This window comes from Daejeonella sp. JGW-45, from assembly GCF_029360805.1.
GTDB lineage: Bacteria > Bacteroidota > Bacteroidia > Sphingobacteriales > Sphingobacteriaceae > Daejeonella.
This window is the reverse complement of record NZ_JARKNC010000003.1, coordinates 70,001-94,971: the sequence shown is the minus strand read 5'-3', so window position 1 is coordinate 94,971 and position 24,971 is coordinate 70,001. Positions and strand designations below refer to the sequence as shown.

General features: G+C 43.5%; 21 protein-coding genes and 1 riboswitch. Of the genes, 10 read left to right on the top strand and 11 right to left on the bottom strand.

All coding sequences use genetic code 11. The features are described 5' to 3' along the window. Positions 1-49: 49 nt before the first annotated feature. The 4 genes from P2W76_RS05935 (at position 50) to P2W76_RS05920 (ending at position 5,270) form a co-directional block, all read left to right on the top strand. On the top strand, positions 50-1,174 hold the full coding sequence (locus P2W76_RS05935) for an aminotransferase class I/II-fold pyridoxal phosphate-dependent enzyme (protein WP_276346661.1): 1,125 nt from the start codon (positions 50-52) through the stop codon (positions 1,172-1,174). A 121-nt stretch (positions 1,175-1,295) separates the two neighbouring features. Next, a riboswitch (SAM riboswitch) is annotated at positions 1,296-1,400 on the top strand. Positions 1,401-1,624: 224 nt separating this feature from the next. After that, positions 1,625-2,926, top strand: a complete 1,302-nt coding sequence (locus P2W76_RS05930) for an O-acetylhomoserine aminocarboxypropyltransferase/cysteine synthase (RefSeq protein WP_276346659.1) — start codon at positions 1,625-1,627, stop codon at positions 2,924-2,926. Positions 2,927-2,975: 49 nt separating this feature from the next. Continuing rightward, entirely contained in the window at positions 2,976-4,034 is a 1,059-nt protein-coding gene (metX, locus tag P2W76_RS05925) for a homoserine O-acetyltransferase (protein ID WP_276346658.1), read from the top strand. Next, on the top strand, positions 4,035-5,270 hold the full coding sequence (locus tag P2W76_RS05920) for a homoserine dehydrogenase (protein WP_276346657.1): 1,236 nt from the start codon (positions 4,035-4,037) through the stop codon (positions 5,268-5,270). It begins immediately after the preceding gene. 52 nt (positions 5,271-5,322) lie between these two features. Here P2W76_RS05920 and P2W76_RS05915 read toward each other — a convergent pair whose 3' ends face one another. Genes P2W76_RS05915 through P2W76_RS05900 form a run of 4 tightly spaced genes read right to left on the bottom strand, consistent with a single transcriptional unit; the run spans position 5,323 to position 11,079 of the window. Next, on the bottom strand, positions 5,323-5,991 hold the full coding sequence (locus P2W76_RS05915) for a GDSL-type esterase/lipase family protein (protein WP_276346655.1): 669 nt from the start codon (positions 5,989-5,991) through the stop codon (positions 5,323-5,325). A gap of 22 nt (positions 5,992-6,013) precedes the next feature. Next, positions 6,014-7,384 carry a dihydrolipoamide acetyltransferase family protein gene (locus P2W76_RS05910; protein ID WP_276346654.1) on the bottom strand — a complete coding sequence of 457 codons (1,371 nt, stop codon included), beginning with the start codon at positions 7,382-7,384 and terminating at the stop codon, positions 6,014-6,016. A gap of 59 nt (positions 7,385-7,443) precedes the next feature. Continuing rightward, positions 7,444-8,691 carry a competence/damage-inducible protein A gene (locus tag P2W76_RS05905; protein ID WP_276346652.1) on the bottom strand — a complete coding sequence of 416 codons (1,248 nt, stop codon included), beginning with the start codon at positions 8,689-8,691 and terminating at the stop codon, positions 7,444-7,446. A 3-nt stretch (positions 8,692-8,694) separates the two neighbouring features. Then, a complete protein-coding gene (locus P2W76_RS05900; protein ID WP_276346651.1) occupies positions 8,695-11,079 on the bottom strand; it encodes a putative LPS assembly protein LptD in 2,385 nt (794 codons plus the stop codon). Between the two features lie 311 nt (positions 11,080-11,390). On the opposite strand from P2W76_RS05900, the gene P2W76_RS05895 reads away from it, so the two are divergent. Both P2W76_RS05895 and P2W76_RS05890 read left to right on the top strand, forming a co-directional pair. Then, positions 11,391-12,260, top strand: coding sequence for an N-acetylmuramoyl-L-alanine amidase (locus tag P2W76_RS05895; RefSeq protein WP_276346650.1), 870 nt, complete (start codon positions 11,391-11,393; stop codon positions 12,258-12,260). A 104-nt stretch (positions 12,261-12,364) separates the two neighbouring features. Beyond that, positions 12,365-13,309 (top strand): MlaD family protein, encoded by a 945-nt coding sequence (locus P2W76_RS05890; RefSeq protein WP_276346648.1) that lies wholly within the window; start codon positions 12,365-12,367, stop codon positions 13,307-13,309. A gap of 17 nt (positions 13,310-13,326) precedes the next feature. Here P2W76_RS05890 and P2W76_RS05885 read toward each other — a convergent pair whose 3' ends face one another. The 4 genes from P2W76_RS05885 to P2W76_RS05870 form a co-directional block, all read right to left on the bottom strand. Continuing rightward, positions 13,327-14,238, bottom strand: coding sequence for a ribonuclease Z (locus P2W76_RS05885; RefSeq protein ID WP_276346646.1), 912 nt, complete (start codon positions 14,236-14,238; stop codon positions 13,327-13,329). A gap of 21 nt (positions 14,239-14,259) precedes the next feature. Next, positions 14,260-14,637, bottom strand: a complete 378-nt coding sequence (locus tag P2W76_RS05880; RefSeq protein ID WP_276346645.1) for an STAS domain-containing protein — start codon at positions 14,635-14,637, stop codon at positions 14,260-14,262. Positions 14,638-14,724: 87 nt separating this feature from the next. Next, entirely contained in the window at positions 14,725-15,672 is a 948-nt protein-coding gene (locus P2W76_RS05875; protein ID WP_276346644.1) for a phosphoribosylaminoimidazolesuccinocarboxamide synthase, read from the bottom strand. A gap of 16 nt (positions 15,673-15,688) precedes the next feature. Then, the gene (locus tag P2W76_RS05870) at positions 15,689-16,651 is read right to left on the bottom strand and encodes a PhoH family protein (protein WP_276346642.1); all 963 of its coding nucleotides are present in this window, start codon (positions 16,649-16,651) and stop codon (positions 15,689-15,691) included. 102 nt (positions 16,652-16,753) lie between these two features. On the opposite strand from P2W76_RS05870, the gene P2W76_RS05865 reads away from it, so the two are divergent. From P2W76_RS05865 to P2W76_RS05850, 4 genes are all read left to right on the top strand, one after another. Next, positions 16,754-17,533 (top strand): SAM-dependent chlorinase/fluorinase, encoded by a 780-nt coding sequence (locus tag P2W76_RS05865; protein ID WP_276346641.1) that lies wholly within the window; start codon positions 16,754-16,756, stop codon positions 17,531-17,533. Positions 17,534-17,555: 22 nt separating this feature from the next. Then, the gene (locus P2W76_RS05860) at positions 17,556-18,110 is read left to right on the top strand and encodes a hypothetical protein (RefSeq protein WP_276346639.1); all 555 of its coding nucleotides are present in this window, start codon (positions 17,556-17,558) and stop codon (positions 18,108-18,110) included. A 62-nt stretch (positions 18,111-18,172) separates the two neighbouring features. Continuing rightward, positions 18,173-20,026 (top strand): ABC transporter transmembrane domain-containing protein, encoded by a 1,854-nt coding sequence (locus P2W76_RS05855; RefSeq protein ID WP_276346638.1) that lies wholly within the window; start codon positions 18,173-18,175, stop codon positions 20,024-20,026. A gap of 112 nt (positions 20,027-20,138) precedes the next feature. Further along, entirely contained in the window at positions 20,139-21,533 is a 1,395-nt protein-coding gene (locus P2W76_RS05850) for an MBL fold metallo-hydrolase (RefSeq protein WP_276346637.1), read from the top strand. Positions 21,534-21,558: 25 nt separating this feature from the next. Here P2W76_RS05850 and P2W76_RS05845 read toward each other — a convergent pair whose 3' ends face one another. The 3 genes from P2W76_RS05845 to serC form a co-directional block, all read right to left on the bottom strand. Beyond that, a complete protein-coding gene (locus P2W76_RS05845) occupies positions 21,559-22,794 on the bottom strand; it encodes a DUF1015 domain-containing protein (protein WP_276346636.1) in 1,236 nt (411 codons plus the stop codon). 35 nt (positions 22,795-22,829) lie between these two features. Next, positions 22,830-23,789, bottom strand: coding sequence for a D-2-hydroxyacid dehydrogenase (locus tag P2W76_RS05840; RefSeq protein WP_276346635.1), 960 nt, complete (start codon positions 23,787-23,789; stop codon positions 22,830-22,832). Positions 23,790-23,890: 101 nt separating this feature from the next. Then, complete coding sequence (gene serC / locus P2W76_RS05835; RefSeq protein ID WP_276346633.1) at positions 23,891-24,961, bottom strand: 3-phosphoserine/phosphohydroxythreonine transaminase; 1,071 nt, start codon at positions 24,959-24,961, stop codon at positions 23,891-23,893. Positions 24,962-24,971 lie beyond the last annotated feature (10 nt).

Genomic DNA, 24,971 nt, shown 5'->3' with positions numbered 1-24,971 from the left:
TCAATAAATTCTTCAGAGATTATTAATATTGCTTTTAAAACCCACCCTCATGAAAATCGAAACAATAGCAATTCACGCCGGAAACCTGATTGATCAACATACTAAAGCCGTTATCCAGCCTATAACGCTGTCTACCACTTTCGAACGTGCGCACGACGGCGGCTACCCGGATGGTTATATGTATTCTAGAATGGATAATCCGAACAGAAGATCCCTGGAAAACGTGACGGCGAAACTGGAGGGAGGAGCTGACGCCTGCGCCTTTTCATCGGGTAACGCAGCAGCCGGAGCTGTTTTCCAGGCTCTTGGTCCCGGTGCGCATATCATAGCGCCTGACGATATGTACCATGGTTTGCGTACGCAAATTCTCCAGGTATTTAAAGGGGTGATTGAGGTTGACTTTGTTGATCTAAGCGATATTAAGGCCGTGGAAAGACATCTAAGGCCGGAAACAAGGCTTATCTGGGTGGAAACACCTTCAAACCCCCTGTTGAAAGTATGTGATATCCGGGCGATCGTTAACTTGGCGAAGCAGCATGACGTCATGGTAGCCTGCGACAACACATTCAGCACCCCGGTAATTCAGCGACCAATAAACCTTGGATGCGATCTGGTCATGCATTCGACCACTAAATATCTGAGCGGGCATAGTGACGTATTGGGCGGAGTCATTATCAGCGCCAATAAAGACCAGTTCTGGGAAAAGGTCCGCAGCGTACAGGTGCTTGCCGGCGCCGTGCCCTCACCATTTGATTGCTATATGACGGTAAGAGGAATCAAAACACTGCCTTACAGGATGCGCGGCCATAATGAGAACGCCATGCAGGTGGCAAAATTCCTGGAGAGTGATCCGCTTGTTGAAAAAGTCTACTATCCCGGCCTGACGAGCCACCCCGGTCATGAACAGGCAAAAAAGCAGATGAGTTTATTTGGAGGTATGCTTTCTTTCCTGGTAAAAGGCGGTGCGGAAGAAGCGATACGGGTTGTAAACTCCCTGAAAGTGTTTAGCCAGGCAACAAGCCTGGGAGGAGTTGAGAGCCTGGCGGAACACCGGGCATCCCAGGAAGGCCCCGGCACCAAGACACCGCAAAACCTGATCCGGATATCGGTGGGATTGGAAAACATAGACGATCTGCTTGATGACCTGCGGCAAGCGTTAAGCCCAATAAACTAATAATCAGGACGATGCATAAATTTAAAAATTAAATTTGGTTTAAATACGTGCAGATGCATATATTTGAAACAATATTTGGTAGAAGTACCAATCTGTCCTTCAATAGACTCTGATGTTTATTGATTTATACAGAAGTGGCGAGAGATCAGGCTCATTGACCCACTGACAACCCCCCGGTCATGCCGGGAAAGGTGCCAATTCCTGTCCCGAAAGGGAGATATAAATTTATAAATAATGAAAAGAGAAAACACAATCCCTGTATTTTCCCGAATTGGGAATAATCTGAAATTCGAGGCTGATCCGCAATTTGCTTTCAAAGTTGATTGTTGTATGTGCACGCCTTATGTATGTTTCTAAGGCATTTAGCCTGAGAATTAGCCTGTGAACTTAGCTCCCTGGCTCCTATCATTAATACATTCTTTTAATTAATAGAACTCTAAAATTAAGATCATGTCACAAAATTTAAAATTCGAAACCTTACAGCTACACGCAGGTCAGGAACCTGACCCAACAACCGGTTCACGTGCCGTTCCGATTTACCAAACCACTTCGTATGTTTTTAACAGCTCTGAGCATGGGGCGAACCTGTTTGCCCTGAAGGAATTTGGAAATATCTACACCCGGATCATGAATCCAACCACAGACGTCTTTGAAAAGCGAATAGCTGCTTTAGAGGGTGGTGTGGCGGCATTAGCTGTAGCGTCTGGTCAGGCGGCGCAATTCATCGCGTTAAACAATATCCTTCAGGCGGGCGATAATTTTGTAACCTCATCTTTTTTATATGGCGGATCTTACAATCAGTTTAAAGTTGCATTTAAGAGGTTGGGGATCGAAGCACGTTTTGCTAATGGTGACGACCCGGCAAGCATAGAATCGTTAATCGATGAAAAAACCAAAGCTATCTACACTGAAACTATAGGGAATCCAAGTTTTAGCGTTCCTGATTTTGACAAGATTTCTGAGATAGCCAGGAAACACGACTTGCCGCTAATCGTCGACAATACCTTCGGTGCCGCGGGATATCTTTTCCGCCCGTTTGAACATGGAGCCAACATTATTGTAGAATCGGCAACTAAATGGATTGGCGGTCATGGAACCTCTATTGGCGGTGTTATTGTGGATGGCGGTAATTATGATTGGGGAAATGGAAAGTTTTCACAATTTTCAGAGCCGTCTGAAGGATATCACGGTCTGGTGTTTAAAGATGTTTTTGGTATAGGCGGCCCATTTGGAAATATTCAGTTTATTATACGGGCACGTGTTGAAGGACTAAGGGATTTCGGGCCGGCACAATCGCCTTTCAATTCTTTCCTGCTGCTCCAGGGAATAGAGACATTATCACTTCGCGTTCAGCGCCATGTAGACAATGCGCTTGAACTAGCCAAGTGGCTTGAGGCACACCCACAGGTCGAAAAAGTTGAGTATCCTGGCCTGCCGAGCAGTCCGACGCATGAAAAGGCAAAAAAATACCTGAAAAATGGATTTGGTGCCGTACTGTCTTTTGATGTTAAAGGCGGAAAAGAAGCGGCGATAAAATTCGTTGATAATTTAAAAATAATAAGCCACTTAGCTAATCTTGGCGACACGAAGACTTTAATCATACAACCTTCAGCCACAACCCATCAACAGCTGTCGGACGAAGAACAAAAAGCCGCAGGGGTAAGACCTGCGTCGCTCAGGGTTTCTGTCGGCATCGAACACATTGATGATATCAAAAGCGACCTTGACCAAGCATTCGCTGCTATAAAATAATCTCACATACGCCGGGGCGTCTTCCAGCGCCCCGGCGAACAATAAAAGAATGAACACCGAGAATATATACAAGCATAAAGAACCATTTAAACTGGAAAGCGGTAAAAAGATAAGCGACCTGCAGATCGCTTATCACACCTATGGCAAGCTGAATGCTCAAAAGGACAATGTTATTTGGGTATGTCATGCCCTTACTGCCAATTCTGACGTTTTCGACTGGTGGAAAGGGCTCTTTGGAGAAAACTGTTTGTTTAACCCTGAGGAGCACTTCATAATTTGCGCTAACGTTTTGGGCTCAAACTATGGCAGCACAAACCCTTTAAGCATTAATAAAGCCACCGGACTTCCTTATTATCTTTCCTTCCCCGAATTTACAGTACGCGATCTCGCTGCTGCTCATCAAATACTTGCCGATCATCTGAATTTACCCGAAATAGCATTGCTTCTTGGAGGTTCTTTGGGCGGGCAACAAGCAATGGAATGGGCGATACTCGAGCCCGGGCGAATCAGAAAATTGGTTCTTATAGCTACAAATGCACAGCACTCGGCATGGGGTATCGCTTTTAACGAAAGCCAAAGATTAGCGATTACGGCCGACAGGACTTTTTATTCTCAGTCTAAAGACGGGGGAAGCAAGGGTCTTAAAGCTGCACGAAGCATAGCGCTCCTTTCTTATCGAAGCTATGGCACTTACGGTGCAACGCAGCTTGAAGTTGGGAACGACAAGGTTGGTAACTTCAAAGCATGCTCCTATCAGAACTACCAGGGCGAGAAGCTTGTGAACAGGTTTAATGCTTATAGTTACTGGTATTTGACCAAGGCTATGGACAGTCATAATGTCGGCCGCGGAAAGTCTTCGGTTATCGATGCATTGAAACAAATTAAAGCTAAAACTTTAGTGATTGGGATTGTGAACGACGTCCTCTTTCCCCTGGAAGAGCAGCAATTCCTCGCAAAACACATACCCGGAGCCCGTTTTTCAGAGTTAAATTCCTTCTACGGACATGACGGGTTCCTTATAGAGACCGAGATCCTGACAAAGGAGATCGGCACATTCATAACCGCAGATACCGATAATCAGGTTATCAGTTTGCATAAAATAGCGTAAATGAGCAAAAAACTATCAATAGGTTTATTTGGTTTTGGTGTTGTAGGACAAGGGTTATATGACATAATCAGCACCAAGGATTTAAATATCGAGATCAGGAAGATCGTTATCAAAGACCCCGGTAAGCCCAGAAGCCTTCCTTCTGAATTATTTTCAACAGATGCTGGTGATATCTTAAATGATCCTGAGATCAATACCGTGATCGAACTGATAAACGACGCCGATGCTGCCTTTCATATTACTGCAACGTCGTTAAAAAATGGGAAAAATGTCGTTTCAGCCAACAAGAAAATGGTTGCCGAACATCTGGATCAACTAGTTGCTATCCAGGAAGAATATGGAACCTCGCTCCTGTATGAAGGCTCTGTTTGCGGCAGTATCCCAATTATCAGGAATCTTGAAGAATACTATGACAATGAGCTACTGCACTCCATAAGCGGGATATTTAATGGCTCATCCAATTACATCCTTTCTAAAATAGCGAATGAAGGGTTAGAGTACAACGATGCCCTGAAGCAGGCACAAGATCTGGGATTTGCCGAAAAAGATCCCCGGCTTGATGTTGGCGGTTACGACGCAAAATACAAGTTGGTAATAGCCGCTGCACATGCTTATGGTGTTTTCCTAAAGCCAGAAGAGGTATTGAACGTAGGAATCCATAACTTTTCGGCTGCTGATCTGGTTTTCGCGCAGGAGCATAATCTGAAAGTAAAACTGGTTCCAACGGCAAAAAAGTTAAACGAGAAGGAAATTGCGCTGTATGTAGCCCCTCAACTTGTTCCCAAAAGCGACTTTTTATATAATGTTGAAAATGAATATAATGCCGTATCGGTCAAGGCTGCCTTTGCTGATCAGCAATTATTTTATGGAAAAGGCGCGGGCGGGCATCCTACCGGCTCGGCTGTTCTGTCGGATATTGCCGCTCTCAGATACGACTACCGTTATGAATACAAAAAATATCACCAGAATTCACAGCTAGGAATCCAAAATGATTATGTGCTGCCGGTATATGTGCGTTACAACGACGAGAAACTTATCGATCAGATAAATTTCGAGTATATCATAGAACAGCATAGAAGCATCGATCTGAATTATTTACTCGCCGGGGTAAAGATCAGTGAATTGAATGCGAAGAAAAGCCTGATAGACGCAGACAAAGCATTTATAGCTCAGGCGGCTGCACTAACGGATAAATTTAAAACATATAATCAGGCCAGCGTGGAACTTGCCGTCTGAGGTGTGTTCCAATCTCAAAATTCCGGTTAGCTCAGATGGGTCGAATGCATTCTTATTTGACTAATGCCGGCTGGATTTCCTTTTGCCAGATCCGGTAGCCGGATTCGACCATGTGCAATTTGTCGGCTTTAAAGATATGGGGCATAGGTGTGCCATCGGCAAGCAGCATTTTGGAATAGACATCCACATAGGCGGTTCTACGGTTTGTCTTCAGATAATCCCTGATCAGGTCATTCGCTCTCGCCATTTCCGGCATATATTTAGCGCGGCTCGGACTAGGCTTAAGTGACACGAATGCAATGTGGGTTTTGGGTAAATCTTTGCGGATCAATTCGAATAATGTTTTGAAACGATTATATACAGTATCAGCATTAACACCTGTCACCGTAAAATCGTTCTCTCCACAATAAACCACAACTTGTTTGGGCTGATAAGGAATGATGATGTCATTAGTATACCTGATCACATCCGTCAGACTTGAGCCTCCGAAGCCACGATTAATAATCGGATATTCCGGAAAATAAGTCTGCACATCCTTCCATCCGGTGAATGAGGAACTGCCCACAAATAAGATTGCGTTTTTAGGTGGGGCACTAATACTATCCTGTTTTTTAAAGGCCTGGATGTCCTTATAAAATCGGGGATTTTGCTGAGCTGACAGCGATAAACTTGATAATTGGACAAATAAAAAGCAAACTAATAGCCTGGTAGTGTATTTCATCCGGTTAAATTAAGCTAAATAATTAGATTTCGTGATTAGTATCCCAGGCTTCCAGGTAATCCGCCACCTTGCGGATAAATGAGCCTCCTAACGAGCCGTCAACAACCCTGTGATCATAAGAAAGAGAGAGAAACATCATATGTCTTATTGCAATAACATCACCATGCTCTGTTTCAATCACCGCAGGTTTCTTTTTAATAGCGCCTACAGCCAGTATGGCGGCCTGCGGCTGATTTATTATCGGCGTACCCATTACGTTACCAAAGGTGCCGACATTAGTCACCGTAAACGTCCCTCCTGCCGTATCATCCGGCTTGAGCAGAGATTTGCGAGCACGGTTGGCGAGATCATTCACTGCTTTTGTAAGTCCAACCAGGTTGAGTTGATCGGCGTTTTTAATGACAGGAACTATCAGGTTACCTGAAGGAAGGGCCGCTGCCATACCGATATTAATATCGCGTTTCTTGATAATTTGACTGCCACTGACTGAGACATTGATCATAGGAAGATCCTTAATCGCTTTCGCAACAGCTTCGATGAAAATTGGAGTAAATGTAATTTTCTCCCCTTCCCTTTTCTCAAAATCGCTTTTTACGCGATCACGCCATTTAACTATGTTAGTAACATCGGCTTCAACGAAAGAGGTTACATGCGGCGAGGTGTGCTTACTCATAACCATGTGTTCGGCTATAAGCTTTCGCATCCTGTCCATCTCGATAATTTCATCACCGCCCGAAACTGAAACCGGAGACGGTGATTTTGTCTCAATGGATGATACTTTAGGTGCTTCGGAGGCCGAACTTTGAGTTGATGCCGTCGAGCCGGTGCTACGTCCGGATCGACGGATGTAATCCAGCACATCCTGTTTGGTAACACGGCCTTCAGATCCTGTTCCTTTAAGTGAATCAAGCTCTGCGATACTAATTCCTTCTTCGGCCGCCATACTTTTAACCAGCGGTGAGTAAAACCTGCCTGAGTTGTTTGCAGAAAAATCCTGCGGCTGACTTTCACTTTCCTGTAAAGCACTCATGCCGGGAATTTCCTCCTCCTGATCGCTTTCAGTGTTTTGAGTATCGTCGTCGGGTTTGGTAACCTGTTCCTCTTTTGCAGCTACCTTTGGAACAGTTGTTTGCTCCGTTTCATCCGATGGGCCGCCTGTATCGATAACGGCTATTGGGGAGCCAACCTGAACTACATCGTCCACATTGTAAAGAACTTCAAGCAGTTTCCCGGCCACAGGCGAAGGAACATCGGAATCTACCTTATCTGTAGCTATCTCTAAAACGGACTCATCAACTGCAATTGAATCACCTGGCTGCTTTATCCACTTGATAATAGTAGCCTCTGCAACACTTTCACCCATTTTAGGAAGCACTAATTCGTATCGGGCCATATTTGGTTTTTATGAATTGGATGTCTGCCTGCAAAAATAAGCTTTTTCGGGCATGTTGGTTATGCTTGTTCTTCTTTAACTAATTTGTGAAGCATTGAAAGTGCATTAACTGCCGATCGTTCAATATTTTGAGCCCTCTTGTTTCCAAACTGAAATTTCCTTGAAATTGTTTTTGTTTTTCCTGCAACAGCCACCCAGACAGTTCCGACAGGTTTTTCTTCAGTCCCTCCGTCGGGTCCCGCTATTCCGCTGATCGCGACAGAATAGTCGGATGCGTAATTTTTAATAGCGCCGCGAGCCATTGCTAAAACCGTTTCTTCGCTAACTGCTCCAAACTTAGTAAGAGTGTCTTCAGAGACATTCAGCATACTTTCCTTCAATTGATTTGAATAAGATATTGCGCCTCCGAGGAAAACTTTACTGCTACCGGCATGCATCGTAAGGAGATGAGACAGATAACCTCCGGTACAGCTTTCGGCGACCGACAGGGTGAGCCCTTTTGAGGCCATGTTATCTAATACTGCTTTCTCAAGCGTGACATCAGCTTCGGTTACGACAAACTCGCTGACAGCATTTGTTATTTTAAGGACCCAGGAAGCAATTTCGCTTTGCAATTGGTGTGGATCGCCGCCTTTTCCACTGAGTCTCAACCTGACCAGCCCTAATTTTGGGAGGTATGCCAGCTTGATATGATCGGGTAAGGAATCTTCAATAAGCGAGATATTATCGGCAAGCAGCGACTCCCCTATGCCGGCGGTAAGGATTGTATGATGAACGATGGATGGCAGACTGAAGCGTTCCTTGATCTTTGGTAAAACTAGCTCTTCCATCAGGTACATCATTTCGAAAGGGACGCCGGGCATCGAAACGTAGATCTTACCCTCGTGTTCGATCCACATTCCGGGAGCAGTGCCATTAGAGTTTACTAAGGTGATACAGTTTTCCAATACCTCAGCCTGTTTGATATTGGCTTCAAGCATAGGCCCTTTGTGCCTGGAAAAGATACGTTTCACATTTTCCAGTGCCTCCGCATCTGTATGCAGCCCAACATTAAAATATTCGGCTAGGGTAGTCTTTGTAACATCATCCTTGGTCGGCCCAAGGCCTCCGGTTATAAGTATGATATCTGCACGCTCTGACGCCTCTTTTAAGGCGTTTAAAATATGTTGCCTTTCATCAGATACAGAACTGATCTGCTTAACTGCTATTCCGGCCAAATTTAACTGCTGAGCCATCCACGCAGAATTCGTATCGACTATCTGCCCAATAAGTATTTCATCTCCAATAGTAATCAGTTCAGCCAGCATTACTTAGAAGTTATTGTAGAAGTCACGTCGTTTGCTCAGTTTCAGGTCTTGTAAGATCGAAGCTTTAACCCGTAGATCAACAGTATAGAACTTGTAAGTTCCAATTGGCGACCACCTGAAAGAAAGATCCCAGCAGTGCAGGTCACGGTATATAGAAAAGGTGGTCATGCTGAGATCGTTTCTGTCAAAATCGTAGCCTGACGTGTATTGCACCTTCCATTTCGGTGTCACGTTAAAATCGCCGGAAAAGTTTAAAGTGTTCGAAACGTTTGATGTACGACCGCTTTTTGAATAGTTAAAACTGTAAGCTGCAGTTATATTCCAGGGTATATTAAAGTCAACAAATGCATTAGGATCGCGGCTGATCGCATTTAGCTCTTGCTGTTGCTGCGGCGTCAAATTTTGCTTTCCTGCATCGATCTGGTTCAGGTTTTCGTTCCGGTTTTTGAAAGCCGTGGAATTCAAGCTAAAATCGGTTGACATACCGAAGCTAGTGAGCCTGGCCAGACTGCCGTTACTAATCGTAAATTTGTCAATCCTATCCCCTTTTTCATCGATCTGGTAGGGGTCCAGGGTCCCATAAAAGTTAAGCGCAATTTTTTGCTTAAAGAACGCAGTCCTTCCCGAAAACCCGATCGTGGAAAGCTTGAAATGTTCAGCTGCAAAATTGTAAGAGCCCGAAAAGCTAAGGCTCTGAAGGATCGGAACAATAACAGAACTTTTAGTTGAGTCTGCAGTTGAACGGACTTTAGCCTCGATGTTATTATCCAGGCTAAACCCGATTCCCGCAACCTTTCCAACCGAAGGAGCACCATAAAGCGAGCCGCTGTAGATGGAGTAACGATTACGATCCCGGCCCTCGCGCGTGCTTGCTGTATCATTCTGCAGATCGCGGAAATATCCAAAACGGTTCGAACCAAAGTCAGGCTGATAATTGGCCGATACAGACGGCGTCATTACATGACGCAAGGCCATTAAATTACCCTTTTTGAAATTAACTTTTCCATAGACTTTGGTTGAGAAGCCGCTATTTATGTTGTAGTCATATACCCTGCTAAATCCCTGAACTGTATCAGTGACTTTTTCAAAACCATTAGGAACGTTAGCCAGCCTCTGCCGGATAGTCTGCAGATACCACTTTTCACTATAGTTAACGCTCGTGTTGAACTGAAAAAATTTCGCGACGTTCAGCGACATAGAAATCGGAATATCATGCCTTATCCCGTTCTGAAACTTGCTTAATGTTTCGCGCTTAAAAAGCTCGCTTTCCGTCGTGTTGATGGAGTTGCTTCCCTGCATGGTATACCCAAGACTAATTCTCTGATACCATTTCTGCTCTCCTGCCCTGTTCTTACTATCGAATGGGTTCAGTGTCGTCATTCCCAGATTGAAGTCGGGCAATTGCAGGGAGACTGTTCCACGTTCTATATCCTGATTATGGCGTAAACTCGACGTGAAGTTAAAAAGGCCGTCGGCAAATACCTTGCCGTAGCTAATACTGGATGTTAGTGTATTTCTTGCCAGCTGTTCAGGGTTATAGCTTCCCGCTGCACCCGTGTTTCTGAAATAGCTTCCGGTTCCGGCATTTACCGAGGCACTGAATGTTGTTCCAGGATTTGCCAGCGGATTCTGCGAATGACTCCAGGTTATATTGAAGTCCTTGTTGGGATGTTTAAATGCCTCGGTACCTTCTACACCAGTCTTCGTGGAGGCAAATCTTAAATTTACACTGCCGTCATATTTGTAATTTTTACGGTATCGTGCGGCGGAACTTATTTCATAAGATCCCTTGGAATACAATGTGCCCCGTGTAGCAAGGTCCCAGTAATCATTCAGTCCGATGTAATAACCCAGATCTCGCATAAAGAAGCCCCGGATGTCTTCTCCAAAAGTCGGAAACAACAAGCCCCCCGATCGTTTGTTAGGTTTTGGAAAAAAACCAAAAGGAATCCCCAGGGGTAAGGGAACCCCTTCAATTTCAAGATATGAAGGACCAGTAATTATTTGTTTCTCCGTAACGATACCCCGGGTGATATTTATTCCGAAATGATTATGAGGATAGGGCAAATTACAGGTACTATACACCCCGTGGGCAAAATTCCCTTCCCCCCATTCGTTCTTTTTAAATTGCTGAGCCTGCAGGTAGCCTCCCTCGGCTTCGGTATATACACCGTACGATTTACCTTTCTTCGATTTGTAATTGTAAAACAATGAATCGGTAGTGATGGGCTGCTCCGCGCCTTGTTTGAATAAAGGCCGTCCGGTGTATCGTTGTGTTTTGGGATTTATAAGACCTTTGGCAAAAAGAGTGTTGTTCTTCTGGTCGTATTGAATATAGTCGGCATCAAGTTCCATATCCTGGTATTTAACCCGGGCTCTTCCGTACATTTTTACTATATTGTTAACGCGGTCAGAGATGATTGAATCCTCTGCGGAATAAGTCACTTCCGATTCGAGACCAGTGCCAGATATTGATTTTTTTGTTACAGTATCCAGCTTAGTTGAATCCCGTCGCAATGTTGTATCACCTTTTGCGTTATCTGGACGCACGGTAAGTTGTTGCGCATTCACCCGTGAAATGGAGCACGTTATGAATAGCAAAGCGATAAAAAAATATGTAAAAAGGGACTTAATAAATTTCAAATTCGATGATGAATACTATTTTTGCAACGATAGATAATAATATACGCTCAAAATTAATGAAAAATATACCATTGATCAGATACATTTACGTATTACTGCCTGTCTTAGTCTTATTAACTCTCACTTCTTTTACCAATAAATCTAACGGTGTCAGCGCATACCGGATAAAAACCATCGTGATTGACGCCGGCCACGGCGGCCACGACGGGGCAACCAAAGGCCTGTTCTCCCGAGAAAAGGATATTGCTTTACAGGTAGCTTTAAAACTTGGTAAAGCCATAGAAACGAATTTAAAAGATGTGAAAGTTGTGTATACCAGGACAACCGATGTGTTTATTCCATTGTATGAACGTATTGGAATTGCTAACAATATAAAGGCCGACTTATTTATTTCTATCCATTGCAATTCTATGCCCATTAAACGTGTGGTAGTAAGTTACAGGAAGGATAGCCGCGGGCGCAGGATTCCGGTATATGCAAACCGGCAGAGTACTTCTACCCGTGGAACAGAAACTTTTGTTTCGGGATTTGGCCGTTTAGACGAGCAGGATGTGGTAATCAGGGAAAATGAATCCATCCTCTTGGAAAAGGATTATAAGAATAATTACGAAGGCTATGACCCTAAGGACCCCGAAAGTATAATCATGTTATCGCTGATGAAAAATGCGTTTCGTGACCAGAGCATAAAGCTGGCCTCCTATATGCAGGATGAGTACGTACTTAGCGGAAGGGTTGACCGTGGTGTAAAGGAACAAAGTCTGGCAGTGCTTGCCAAAGCTGGTATGCCGGCTGTGTTAACGGAAATTGGGTTTGTTTCCAATCCCGAAGAAGAGGAATATATGAATTCAGAAAGCGGGCAAAACGAAATCGTAAATAATTTGTTAAAAGCAATTCAGACCTATAAGAAACAGGCTGAACTGGAATGATGCAACATAATATCGTAATTAGTCGTCTTAATTAGTATTTGCTAACGATATTTGAAATACCTTCGGCCCTGATAAGTTTCTTCATAAGCAAGTTTACAAACTAAATGAAAATTACCAACGAGACAAAAGTAGGTGCATTAGCTGCAATCGCGATTGCGATACTGATCATAGGATATAGTTTCTTAAAAGGCAACGATGTTTTTTCAAGCGAAAACGAGTTCTACGCCACTTACGATCGTGTAGATGGCCTGGCTGTTTCTAAGCCGGTATTGGTTAATGGTTACCAGATTGGCAGGGTTTCTGATCTTACTTTGCAGCCCAACGGACAGATACTTGCGCAGTTTAAGATCGATCCAGAATATGCCATCCCTAAAAATACCATAGCCCGTTTAGAAAGTACCGATCTTCTGGGAGGAAAAGCTATTGTATTTGAATTAGGTACGGGGAGCGACTTTGCAAAGGACGGCGATACATTGAATGCAAATATTCAGAAAAATCTTACCGACCAGATCGAACCCATACAGAAAAAGGCTGAGCAGATCATTGCGAGAATGGACTCGGTCCTGACCTCTGTAAACAGCACCTTAAGCCCTGAATTTCAACGTAACTTTGACCGGAGTTTTGCAAGTATCGCCAGAACGCTTGAAACACTCGAGGGAACAACGAAAACCGTGGATGGTCTGGTAACCACTCAAAGCATCAAAATTGCCGGTATTATGAGTAATCTTGAATCTATTACCGGAAACTTCAAAAATAATAATGCTAAGATCACCAACATCATGAATAACTTCGAAAAGTTATCAGACGATGTTGCGAAGACGAACTTCGCGCAGACGATGGCTGAGGCAAATAAAGCCGTTGCTGAACTGCAAGTTATAGTCAATAAGATCAATACCGGTGAGGGAACCCTGGGGCAGCTGATCAATGACGAGAAAATGTATAATAATCTGAATAATGCGGCCGAGAATCTTGACAAGCTAATGATCGATCTGAAAGCTAACCCTAAAAGATATGTTAGCTTCTCGGTATTTGGCGGCAGAAAAGACTAGTTAAGAGCTGAAAGTTATCAGATCTCAAAAGTCGTTCCCTCGATAGCCAGGAGAGTATTCGGAAACAAGGATTTGGCTTCTTCCAATAAGGGCTCAAGCTCCCGGTAGCGGGCGGAAAAATGACCGATTAACAGTTTTCTGGAATTTGATTTTACCGCTACCTCGGCGGCCTGTAAAGCAGTTGTATGAAATGTTTCTTCTGCCCGCGCGAGCATATCATGCAAAAACGTTGCTTCGTGATATAACGTATCCGCGCCCTGAATATAGTCAAGGTATTTCCAGCTGCATATAGTATCAGAGCAGTACACGTAAGTTTTTGGCTTTTCAGGCTCTGTTGTAAGTTCTTCTGATGAATGAACTCTTCCTTTCTTATCCGTAAAGCTTCCACCTTTCTTTATCAGTTGAATTTGATCAGCCGGGATATTTAATTCCTCGATCTTTTCTTTGATCATCTTGCGCAGGCGTTGCTTCTCGGTAAACCGGAAGCCAGTGCATGGAATTCGATGGTCAAGCGGAAAGCTCTCAACTACCACATCATAGCTCTCAAATATCTTCGCCCTTATAGCCGGATTAGTAGCTTTAAAATTAAGCGGATACTTGAGAAAGGTTTGGGAGTGTTTAAACTGCAGGTCAATGATCTCTTTTAATTCAGGCGGACCAAAGATATCCATAGGTTTAGTCCTGCCATTTAAGTGAAGGGACGACAAAAGGCCGACCAAACCGAGGTAATGGTCACCGTGCAAATGGCTTATGAAGATCTGGTCAATCCGGTTGGCTTTTAAGCCAAAATTCAATAGTTGATTCTGCGTTGCCTCGCCGCAATCTATCAGGATAAACTTCTCATTAACATTCAGAAGCTGCGCCGAGGGGTTTCTATTGAAAATCGGGGTCGAAGAGCTGCTACCTAAAATCGTAACTTCAAACTTCATGCGCAGTCTGGTTCATTGTGCCTATTTCAATTCTCTCCTGAGTTCTTTTTCGATTTCCTCCATAAAAACCAGATCAATAGCCTCATCTACGGTTTTCACGATAGTCAGGATGTTTTCCAATTGAGAGATTGCAATGAGCCTGGCAATATTTTCGTTAATACCTGTAAGAATAAATGCTCCACCGGCATTTTTACAGATCCTGTGTCCAACAAGAAGACTGCTCAGGCCTGAAGAGTCTGAATATTTAACGTTGGAGAGGTCAAGGATCACGTTACGCTGGCCTTCTGTGTTCGTTAAAATTAATTCAGATTTAAGCTGGGGCGAGATTATACTGTTTAACTTGTTTTCGTTGAGCTTTATTAAAACGTATTTCTCGTGTTTATCGACTGTGAATTTCATCGGGATATGATTTGCTGGTAGACTATGGATCCCAAGCAGGATACATGTTCTAATTTAATGAAGATATTTCGGTTTTCAATATAATAATCACGAAAGCCGCCGGAGCGCTTCTTTAATATTTCTCTCTACGCGCGATGTCAGGTCGGAATCGTCCTGTCTTATAAATCTGTCACCTGTTATGTGTTCGTACAGTTCAATGTACCGGTCAGAAACTGACTTGACAAATTCGGCGCTCATTACCGGGATCGCTTGATCTTCTTTACCCTGAAACCCATTGTCGATCAGCCATTTTCGTACAAATTCTTTGGAAAGCTGTCTTTGAGGCTCATTCTTAGACAATAATTCCTCGTAGCCATCTTTGTAGAAATAACGCGAGGAATCCGGGGTATGTATTTCGTCGATTAGATAGATCTTACCATCTGCCTTGCCAAATTCGTATTTAGTATCCACCAGGATTAATCCACGCTCGGCTACCATTTCGGTCCCGCGTTTGAATACAGCACGAGTATAATTTTCAAGCTGTAAATAATCCTCCTCAGAAACAATCCCTCTTTTTATTATCTCCTCACGGGATATATCTTCATCATGGCCAACGGATGCTTTCGTAGTAGGAGTAATTATAGGTTCAGGAAGTCTGTCGTTTTCTCTTAAGCCATCCGGAAGTGCAACTCCGCAAACAGAACGTCGCCCCGCCTGATACTCGCGCCAGGCGTGACCGGCGAGGTACCCTCTGATGACCATTTCGACCTTGAATGGTTCGCATATCCGGCCTATAGTAACATTCGGATCAGGAATGTCGACTACCCAATTCGGGACAATGTCGATTGTCGCCTGTAAAAACTTAGCTGCAATCTGATTTAAAACCTGACCTTTGAAAGGTACAGGTTCAGGCAATACTACATCGAAAGCTGAAATTCTGTCTGTCACTACCATAACAAGAAGTTGGTCCCCTATTGTGTAGACATCACGGACCTTTCCTTTATAAAAGTTGCTTTGTCCGGGAAATTTATAGTGGGTTTCTTTAATGGCGTTCATGTATTGTAAATTTATTTTATTGGATATCACCGTAGGCTCTTAGAATGTTTTTAACCAGTTTATGCCTTACGACATCATCTCCGTTGAGGTAAATAATATCAATTCCCTTTATTTCGTTTAATATTCGCAACGCAGTATTCAAACCCGATTGCTGCTTACGCGGAAGATCGATCTGTGTAACGTCACCGGTAACGATGAATTTAGCGGTCGGTCCCATTCTGGTAAGAAACATCTTCAACTGCATATCCGTTGAATTCTGAGCCTCGTCCAAAATAACGAAGCAATTATCAAGGGTTCTGCCACGCATAAATGCAAGCGGAGCAATTTCAATAGTTCTGTTTTCCAAGAAGACCTTCAGTTTTTCTGCCGGGATCATATCGTCAAGAGCATCATACAAAGGCCTCAGGTAAGGGTCTATTTTCTCTTTCAAATCTCCAGGCAGGAACCCCAGGTTCTCTCCGGCTTCAACTGCCGGCCTTGTTAAGATAATCCGCTTTATTTCCTTGTTTTTCAGGGCTCTAACTGCGAGTGCAACAGCGGTATAAGTTTTACCAGTGCCTGCAGGTCCGATAGCGAAAATAATATCATTTTTGATTATACTATCTACCATCTTCCGCTGATTGGCAGTGCGCGCCTTAACCACTATTCCATTCGGACCAAAAACTATAGGATCTCCGCCTCCGCTGCTCCGTGCCGAACCAGCTTCTGCTTCCGAATTCGCCGAAATCTTAGCTCCGAGGATCTGCTCAAGATCGTTATTGTTCAGACTTTGAAACTTGTCTGCGTGATTCAATATCTCAGTAAATTTCGCATTGAAATTATTGATTTCAGTCTCATCGCCGAGGACTTTCAGATCAGTCCCGCGGGCAACAATCTTTATCTTCGGAAAATGCTTCTTTATAATCTCAAAATATTCATTGTTAGCTCCCCAGATTACTACCGGATTTACATTTTCTAAAGTTAGATTAAGCTCGTTCAAGTTGCGGTTATTTTTAGTTCACGGTGTTTATTTGAGATTAAAATTCAATATTTGTACCAATAATATCTATCGCAAGATTAACAATAAATATTTACATTTTAAATGGCAATAATCACTTTAACGACCGATTTAGGCTATAAAGATTTTTATCAGGCTGCGCTGAAAGGAAGCATCCTGAGCCAGTTGCCAACCGCGAATATTGTTGATATTAGCCATGATATTTCTGCCTTTAATATTCCACAGGCGGCCTTTATATTAAAGAACGCTTTTCATTATTTTCCAAAGGGAACTGTCCATTTAATTGGAATTGATTCGGTGTTTAACGAGAAAACCCGGTATCTGGCTCTCAAATATAGAGATCACTATTTTATCGGATCGGATAATGGTATATTTTCCCTCCTCTTCGAGGAAGATCCCAGTGAAATTGTTGAGCTGAATATCATGCAGGATCTTAAATATCTTCATTTTCCTCTTTCTGATATATTTCCTAAAGCTGCCAGCCATCTTGCTAAAGGGGGCAAACTTAAGGACATAGGGATTTCAGTATCAGGAGTTGAAGACCGGATGACACTTCAACCCGTTATTGAGCGGGATATTATCCGCGGAAGCGTAATTTACATTGACTCATTTCAAAATATCATAACGAATATCACAAAAGAGATATTCACCAGTGTACAGCTGAACCGCGATTTCACGCTGTTTTTTAAGAGAAATGAATCAATATCACAATTAAGCTGGCACTACAACGAGGTTCCAGAGGGCGAGAAACTTTGCCTTTTCGGCATTAGCAACCACCTCGAAATAGCAATTAATAAAGGAAACGCCAGCGGTTTGCTTGGCCTTCATCTTGGAGATATTGTACGCATAGAATTTCAATCATGATAATGCACTAGCCCTAACTTTCATGAGATATATAGCCCTGATTGCCTTTCTTCTTATTTCAAACAAGTTTTTAGTAGCTCAAACAGATACAACGGCTTATAACGTACAAAGGAATAAGATCAATAAGTTGCTTGACGAGAGAAGTGAGCGTTTTGGACAGTATGACAATAGCCTTACTAAACGTTCAGGCATTTTTGGCTTAAAAACGAAACGCGACATGCAGGCATCGAATGATATCTTAACGCAGATCGTATTGAACGATAATCAGATCTTCACCGAACTTAAGATACTGCTGGATTACAAAGATTTCGAGAAAAAGGAAGTTGAAACCCGGGCTGAAACCGTTGAGGGACGGATAGATCGTTTTCAATCGACAATTACAAGCCTGCAGCAGCAAAATGAAGTCTTAAAAGGTGAGGTTGAGAAACTAGAAAAACGGGAGGCCAGGCTGAAGTCGTCTATAATCATACTGGTGATTCTTTCAATTGGTTTGCTGATTTTTTCCAGACCCATAGGGCTATTTCTATCAGCCATCAAAAAATTACTTTGGATTGATCGACAAAATGGTAAAGAATGATCAAATAAAGCTAATTTTGCGCCGTCTCATAACGGACAACACCTACTTGTATAGATATATAGATGGCACGTGCTCGATTAAATAGCGGCAACGCTCAGGCTGAAGAACTTCCCAAAGCAAAAATCAATAAAGAAAGCATTAAGCAGGTGATGAGGCTACTTTCATACCTCAAGCCTTACCGCGTTAAATTCTTTCTTGGGTTAGCATGCCTTATAATATCTAGCGGTAGTTCGTTTCTTTTTCCTCTGCTAATGGGCCGTTTGATCGGAACCGGTGGACAGCAGTTAAGGCAAACGGGTGCCGCGGTTCCCAGGGAGATCTTAGATTATTTTCCAACAGATATAAATACTGTTGCTCTTACATTACTTGCTGTATTGTTCGTACAATCGATTTTTTCCTATTTCAGGATAAACTGGTTCGTTGAGGTGGCGGAGAAAGGCCTTGCCGACATCCGGCGGGATACTTACCATAAGCTTATTACGCTGCCCATGAACTTCTTTTCGCAGAGGAGGGTTGGCGAGTTAAACAGCCGGCTTTCGGCGGATCTTTCACAAATACAGGATGCTATAACCACTACCCTTGCCGAAATGATCAGGCAGGTGATCATTTTTACTGGGGGGATCATCTTTCTGGTGCTGGTTTCAGGCAAGCTAACACTGATGTTGCTTGCCGTGCTGCCTGTCATGGTGGTGATCGCCGTGGTATTCGGGCGATTTATCCGCAAATTATCAAGGAAAGCGCAGGACAAACTTGCCGAGTCTAATACTATCGTGGAAGAGACATTGCAGGGGATCTCTAATGTCAAGGCCTTCGTGAACGAATCATACGAGGTAAGCAGGTACAATAAAAGTATTCGTGAGGTTGTTAAAATAGCCATGCGCGGAGCCCGGTTTAGAGGAATGTTCGCATCGTTTATCGTTTTCTGCTTATTCGGCACAATAGTTTCAGTAGTCTGGTACGGGTCGCATTTGGTGCAAGCTGGCGAAATAAGCCTCGCGAGCATGTTTACCTTCATTCTCCTCTCCACGTTCGTGGGTGCCGCAATGGGTAGCTTTCCGGAATTATATGCAACAATGCAAAAAGCATTTGGTGCAAGTGAGCGTGTTCTAGAGATACTTGGCGAAGAAAATGAGCCTATTTACATGCTCAACGACAACAATAAGGTAGACCAGAAAATAGAAGGCAACCTGGAATTTAAAGATATTGTTTTCTCATACCCATCCCGTAAGGAGATTACCGTTTTGAATGGAGTTTCTTTTGAAGCTAAAACAGGCGAACGAGTAGCTATCATTGGTCCCAGCGGTGCCGGAAAGTCTACTATGGCAGGCTTAATTTTGCGCTTTTACGAAGCTCAGGAGGGCCAGTTACTTTTTGATGGTAAGGCAGCCTCAGACTATAGCCTGACCGACATCCGTAACCAGGTGGCTATCGTACCGCAGGATGTTTTGCTGTTTGGCGGCACTATCAGGGAGAACATCGCTTATGGCCGTTTGAATGCCAGCGAAGAAGAAATCCAGACTGCTGCAAAACGGGCTAACGCTCACGGATTTATTACGGGGTTCCCGGAAGCTTACGATACGCTGGTTGGTGAACGTGGAGTTAAATTATCAGGGGGGCAACGCCAACGAATAGCCATTGCCCGGGCTTTATTAAAGGATCCTGCTATCCTTATCCTGGATGAAGCAACCTCTTCCCTGGATTCTGAATCTGAACGCCTGGTACAGGAAGCACTGGAAGAACTGATGAAAAATAGAACTTCGATCATCATTGCCCACAGGCTGTCGACTATCCGCGAAGCCGATACTATTGTCGTTCTTGAAAAAGGCAAAGTTATTGAAACCGGAAGTCATGCAGAACTGATGAAAAACGAAGAAGGTCTTTATCGTTATTTAAGCCAATTACAACTGGAAGCATAAAAGCTCGTAATCGGTGATTAGTATTCTGCAGAGAATCGACGTAATTCGTGATTACTGTATAGGATTACGGTTTGCTGTTTAATAGCCACTTAATACGAATACCAAGCCAATTATGAAATTAACTGTTTGGGGTGCTGCGCAACAGGTTACTGGAAGCATGCACCTGCTCGAAATTGACAATTATAAGATCCTGATAGATTGCGGGCTGGATTACGAAAAGGATACCTGGATTGAAGAGAATGAATACTTTCCTTTCTCACCTTCTGAAATTGATGTTGTCGTCCTAACCCATGCACATATTGATCATTCCGGAAACCTCCCCACACTGGTCAGGAACGGATTTAACGGGCAAATCCTTTGCACACCCCCCACAGCCGACCTGACGGAACTTCTTCTCCTCGACTCAGTAAACATCTTCCTTAACAAACAACGCAAGATCCGTAAAGGTAAACGAGGATTCAATTCCGGGCCAAAACCTCTTTATCTTCAGAAGCATGTTATGGAAACAGTTGATCGCTTCGTGACAATAGCTTTTAACCGGCCCTTTCTGATCAATGGAGAGATCAGCGTCACATTCGTACCTGTTGGCCACTTGTTAGGGGCATCGGCCGTGGTACTGACTGTAAAACAAAATGGAAAGGATAAGACTATCGCATTTAGCGGCGACATTGGTCGTAAAAACTACCCCGTCCTGAACGACCCTGAAGACTTACCCCAGGTTGATTACCTGGTTTGTGAGTCGACCTATGGAGGCCGCCGGCATCAGGCAACACAGACTGTTGATGAACTGCTTACAGAAACAGTTAACGAAGCTTGTGTAAAATCACCCGGCCGGCTAATTATTCCGGCCTTTAGCGTGGGCCGCACCCAGGCCCTGGTTTATTCACTGAACAGGATATTTTCCAAAGGATTGTTGCCCAGAGTGAAAGTATTTGTAGATAGCCCAATGGCAACCTATGCAACCGATATTTTCAGAAAACACCATTCTCTTTTAAATCATGAAGCACAGGAATTTTACCGGCTAAAAGGCGACGAGTTTGAATTTGAGAACCTGGAGTATATACAGGATATGAATGCGAGCAAGGCGATTTCGAATTATTATGAACCTTGCATCATAATCTCGTCTGCAGGCATGCTGGAGGGGGGACGGATACAGGATCATTTATATTATAATATATCAAATTACTATTGCACGATCCTTTTTATTGGATACTGTGCTAAAGGAACCCTGGGCCATAGATTGCTACGCGGCGATCCTATCGTAAATATCAGGCACCGGGAATTATCTGTCTACGCTACAATCAAACAAACAGACTTATTTAGCGGTCACGGCGATCATAATAATCTCGTGAATTTTGTAAAGCAACAGGATAAGGACAGGCTCGGGAAGGTTTTCCTTGTTCATGGTGAGATCTCTTCAATGGAGAGTTTTAAACAGACGCTTATGGAAAACGGATATAATGCCGAGATAGCGGTTAAGGGAAAATGTTATTCCCTCGATTTATAAAATACCGGTAATTCTTAACCTACGCCTACCCTATCCTGTGTACCAATAAACCGGCCTGAAACTTAGGTTCAAACCAGGTGGATTTTGGAAGCATAACTTCTCCCATATCGGCAATTTTCATCAGTTGGTCTGTCGAAGTAGGAAATAGGGTGAAAAGAACTGCATAATCATTTTCTGTTACCTGTTTTACTAAATCGTCAGCAGTTAAGATCCCCCCCGAAAAAACTAACCTTTTATCTGTTCTGGGGTCGTCGATATGCAACAGAGGGGATAAAACATAATCCTGTAGTATGCTTACATCGAGCTCCGAGACTGCTCCACCGCCGAGATAGAGTTCTTCATGTGCCCTTAGATGATACCATATTCCATCCAGGTACATTCCGAAATCGTGTAATTCCGACGGCATCACACTTTTTTCTGATTTCTGTACGACAAAATCACACGAAAGCCTCTTAAGAAACATACTTACAGTATAGCCGTTCAGATCTTTAACAAGCCGGTGAAAAGGATATATCCGGAGTTGATCAGAGGCCATATAGACCGAAGAAAAATAATTAAATTCCTCATCACCGTTATATCTATTCTGAAGCTGCCGTTGATTGATCGATAATCTTGCAGCTGCGGCGGCGCGATGATGTCCATCAGCAATGTACGCAGTCGAAATGGTTTCAAAAGCCCGGCTTAATATTGCAATATCCTGTTCATCTTCAACCTTCCAAAGCTCGTGCCGGTACTTATTCTTCTCATATGACAGACAGGAAGTTGTCTTGCATACTTTTTCTATGAAATTATTTATTCTCCTATCCGGTTCATAGGTGATTAGTACCGGATTTGCATCAATGCCTGTCTGTTGCAGGTAGTCGGTCAGCACAACTTCCCGTTCAGGCCGGGTTAACTCGTGTTTTTTTATGCGATCATTCAGATAGTCGTCTACATGGGTGACAGTCCAGATGCCGGTCTGGCTTTTTTCACTGTCGGAAATTCGGTAAACGTATATTGAGGGTTTGGTATCCCGCACCAAGACTTCCTTGTCAAGAAAGTCGTCGAAATTTTCATTTATCTTCTTAAAAGCGAGTTCGTTTTTAGAACCTCTTAAAAAAAGATTATCCAGCTTGGGAACCAGCATATTCGCATAGGAATATGGGTTTTCCTGCCGGATAATCTTTGCCTCCTGAAGGCTTAAGTTTTCAATATCTAATACTACCTTTCCCGCATAACGGGGATTAGGTCGTATTCCATTAAATGGTTTGATTCTTGGCATTTAAAATAATGACAGATGCAAACCCTTAAAGGAATTTACACCTTTACTGTTTTAAAGAAATCTATTATAAGGTTAGCAAGTTCCGTACCGATCCGCTCCTGTGCTTCATTGGTTGATGCGCCGATATGGGGAGTTAACGATACCTTTGGATGAGCAAGCAAAGCCTGACGTGGCGTTGGTTCGTTATCAAATACATCCAGTCCGGCAAATGCAACCTTTCCCGAGTCCAACGCTTCCAATAAAGCCTCTTCATCGATTGTCCCCCCACGCGAGCAGTTAACCACCCCAACTCCATCTTTCATTCTGGCGAACTCTTCCTTGCCGAGCACAGGCTTCTCAGAAAACGGCACGTGAAGGCTAATAAAGTCTGCTTCCTTAATCAATTGCTCTACACTCAATGCTCTTATAGGGCAGGTAACGCGAATATTTCCCGCTAACTGAATTTCGAGTTCAGAAGGTACTTCAAACAGATCGTACGCGAGAACTTCCATTCCCAGTCCGAGCGCTACCCTGGCAGTCTCGCGGCCAATGCGGCCAAAACCAATGATACCGATCTTCTTCCCCCGAAGCTCAATTCCTTTCGCATAAGCTTTTTTCAGGTCATTAAACCGGGTTCCGCCTTCCAGGGGCATCTTACGATTTGCATCCTGCAGAAAACGGATACCCGTAAAGAGATGGGCAAAGACCAGCTCGGCCACTGAAAGTGAGGATGCCGCCGGGGTATTAACAACTGCGATACCTTTCCCGCGCGCATAATCAACATCAATGTTATCCATACCTACTCCGCCGCGTCCTATCAAACGAATGTTAGGGCACGCGTCAAGGAGATCTTGCCGGAGTTTAGTGGCGCTTCTAACTGTAATACCATCGTAGTTCTTAAGCCCATTCACCAGCTCCGCCTGAGGAATGTGAACAGTATCCACGACGAAACCAGCTTTCTCTAATAATTCTTTACCTATAGGATCTATGCCGTCATTGGCGAGTATGCGAAACATATGTTTTGTAATTAATTGATATAAAATTATTTGTGTTACCTGTTTTAATAATTAGTTTAATATGCATGAAACTGCCCATCAGAATCAGGATAAACTTCTTTTTAATTACGTTGCTTCTCAGCAAATTCCTGCATTGCATCTATCAGCGCGTGAACGCTGGTAATTGGCAGCGCATTGTACATGGAAGCCCGGAAACCTCCTACACTACGATGGCCTTTTATTCCAATTATATCCCTGTCTTCTGCAAATTTCAGAAAAGGCTTTTCTAATTCAGGATCTTCCATTACAAAACAGATATTCATCCGTGACCTGTCCTCAATTTTACAGGTTCCTTTGAATAATGGATTGCGGTCGATCTCCTTATATAGCGCTTCAGCTTTGGCGATATTCTCGCGTTCTATCTCCGCGATGCCTCCCTTTGATTTCAACCAGCGAAGATTTAACATGGACACGTATATGGCAAATACAGGCGGCGTATTATACATTGATCCGCCTTCAACCTGAATTTGGTAGTCGAGCATCGATCCAAGCTTCCTACCTGCTTTACCAAGAATACTATCTTTAACAATAACGACGGTTACTCCTGCCGGTCCGATATTCTTTTGCGCTCCGGCATATATCAGGTCAAAATCAGAGACATTTATAACACGGCTCATAATATCGGACGACATATCGCAAACAACCGGAACTGAGGTTTTCGGTGTTTCAAACAATTCCGTTCCATAGATCGTGTTGTTAGAAGTATAATGAAAATATGCAGAATCTGCAGGGATTTCAAAATCCCTTGGTATGTAAGTATAATTGGCGTCTTTCGAGGAAGCAACAACATTCACGTTTCCAACAACCTTTCCCTCTTTGATGGCCTTACTTGCCCATACCCCAGAGTCCAGGTAAGCAGCAGTTTGCCCTTCACCTAACAGATTCAGCGGAACCATAGAAAATTGCATGGAGGCCCCGCCCTGTAGCAACACTACCGAGTACCCTTCAGGAACATTTAAAAGTTCCTTAACTAAACGCACGGTTTCGTCTACTACCTGTTCAAACTCGGGAGTGCGATGGGATATCTCCAAAATGGATAAGCCCGTGCCGTTAAATTCAAGTACTGCCTGGGATGCTTGTTTAAAAACTTCCTGTGGTAGAATGCAGGGACCTGCACCAAAATTATGTGTCATGATATTAAGA

Excerpts from the sequence above, each read along its gene's own strand:
- P2W76_RS05905 (WP_276346652.1), bottom strand. The coding sequence starts at position 8,691 with ATGCTGGCTGAACTGATTACTATTGGAGATGAAATACTTATTGGGCAG.
- P2W76_RS05865 (WP_276346641.1), top strand. The coding sequence starts at position 16,754 with ATGGCAATAATCACTTTAACGACCGATTTAGGCTATAAAGATTTTTAT.
- P2W76_RS05935 (WP_276346661.1), top strand. The coding sequence starts at position 50 with ATGAAAATCGAAACAATAGCAATTCACGCCGGAAACCTGATTGATCAA.
- P2W76_RS05890 (WP_276346648.1), top strand. The coding sequence starts at position 12,365 with ATGAAAATTACCAACGAGACAAAAGTAGGTGCATTAGCTGCAATCGCG.
- metX (WP_276346658.1), top strand. The coding sequence starts at position 2,976 with ATGAACACCGAGAATATATACAAGCATAAAGAACCATTTAAACTGGAA.
- P2W76_RS05895 (WP_276346650.1), top strand. The coding sequence starts at position 11,391 with ATGAAAAATATACCATTGATCAGATACATTTACGTATTACTGCCTGTC.
- P2W76_RS05880 (WP_276346645.1), bottom strand. The coding sequence starts at position 14,637 with ATGAAATTCACAGTCGATAAACACGAGAAATACGTTTTAATAAAGCTC.
- P2W76_RS05850 (WP_276346637.1), top strand. The coding sequence starts at position 20,139 with ATGAAATTAACTGTTTGGGGTGCTGCGCAACAGGTTACTGGAAGCATG.
- P2W76_RS05845 (WP_276346636.1), bottom strand. The coding sequence starts at position 22,794 with ATGCCAAGAATCAAACCATTTAATGGAATACGACCTAATCCCCGTTAT.
- P2W76_RS05900 (WP_276346651.1), bottom strand. The coding sequence starts at position 11,079 with ATGTACGGAAGAGCCCGGGTTAAATACCAGGATATGGAACTTGATGCC.
- P2W76_RS05915 (WP_276346655.1), bottom strand. The coding sequence starts at position 5,991 with ATGAAATACACTACCAGGCTATTAGTTTGCTTTTTATTTGTCCAATTA.
- P2W76_RS05840 (WP_276346635.1), bottom strand. The coding sequence starts at position 23,789 with ATGTTTCGCATACTCGCCAATGACGGCATAGATCCTATAGGTAAAGAA.
- P2W76_RS05910 (WP_276346654.1), bottom strand. The coding sequence starts at position 7,384 with ATGGCCCGATACGAATTAGTGCTTCCTAAAATGGGTGAAAGTGTTGCA.
- P2W76_RS05875 (WP_276346644.1), bottom strand. The coding sequence starts at position 15,672 with ATGAACGCCATTAAAGAAACCCACTATAAATTTCCCGGACAAAGCAAC.
- P2W76_RS05920 (WP_276346657.1), top strand. The coding sequence starts at position 4,035 with ATGAGCAAAAAACTATCAATAGGTTTATTTGGTTTTGGTGTTGTAGGA.
- P2W76_RS05860 (WP_276346639.1), top strand. The coding sequence starts at position 17,556 with ATGAGATATATAGCCCTGATTGCCTTTCTTCTTATTTCAAACAAGTTT.
- serC (WP_276346633.1), bottom strand. The coding sequence starts at position 24,961 with ATGACACATAATTTTGGTGCAGGTCCCTGCATTCTACCACAGGAAGTT.
- P2W76_RS05885 (WP_276346646.1), bottom strand. The coding sequence starts at position 14,238 with ATGAAGTTTGAAGTTACGATTTTAGGTAGCAGCTCTTCGACCCCGATT.
- P2W76_RS05855 (WP_276346638.1), top strand. The coding sequence starts at position 18,173 with ATGGCACGTGCTCGATTAAATAGCGGCAACGCTCAGGCTGAAGAACTT.
- P2W76_RS05930 (WP_276346659.1), top strand. The coding sequence starts at position 1,625 with ATGTCACAAAATTTAAAATTCGAAACCTTACAGCTACACGCAGGTCAG.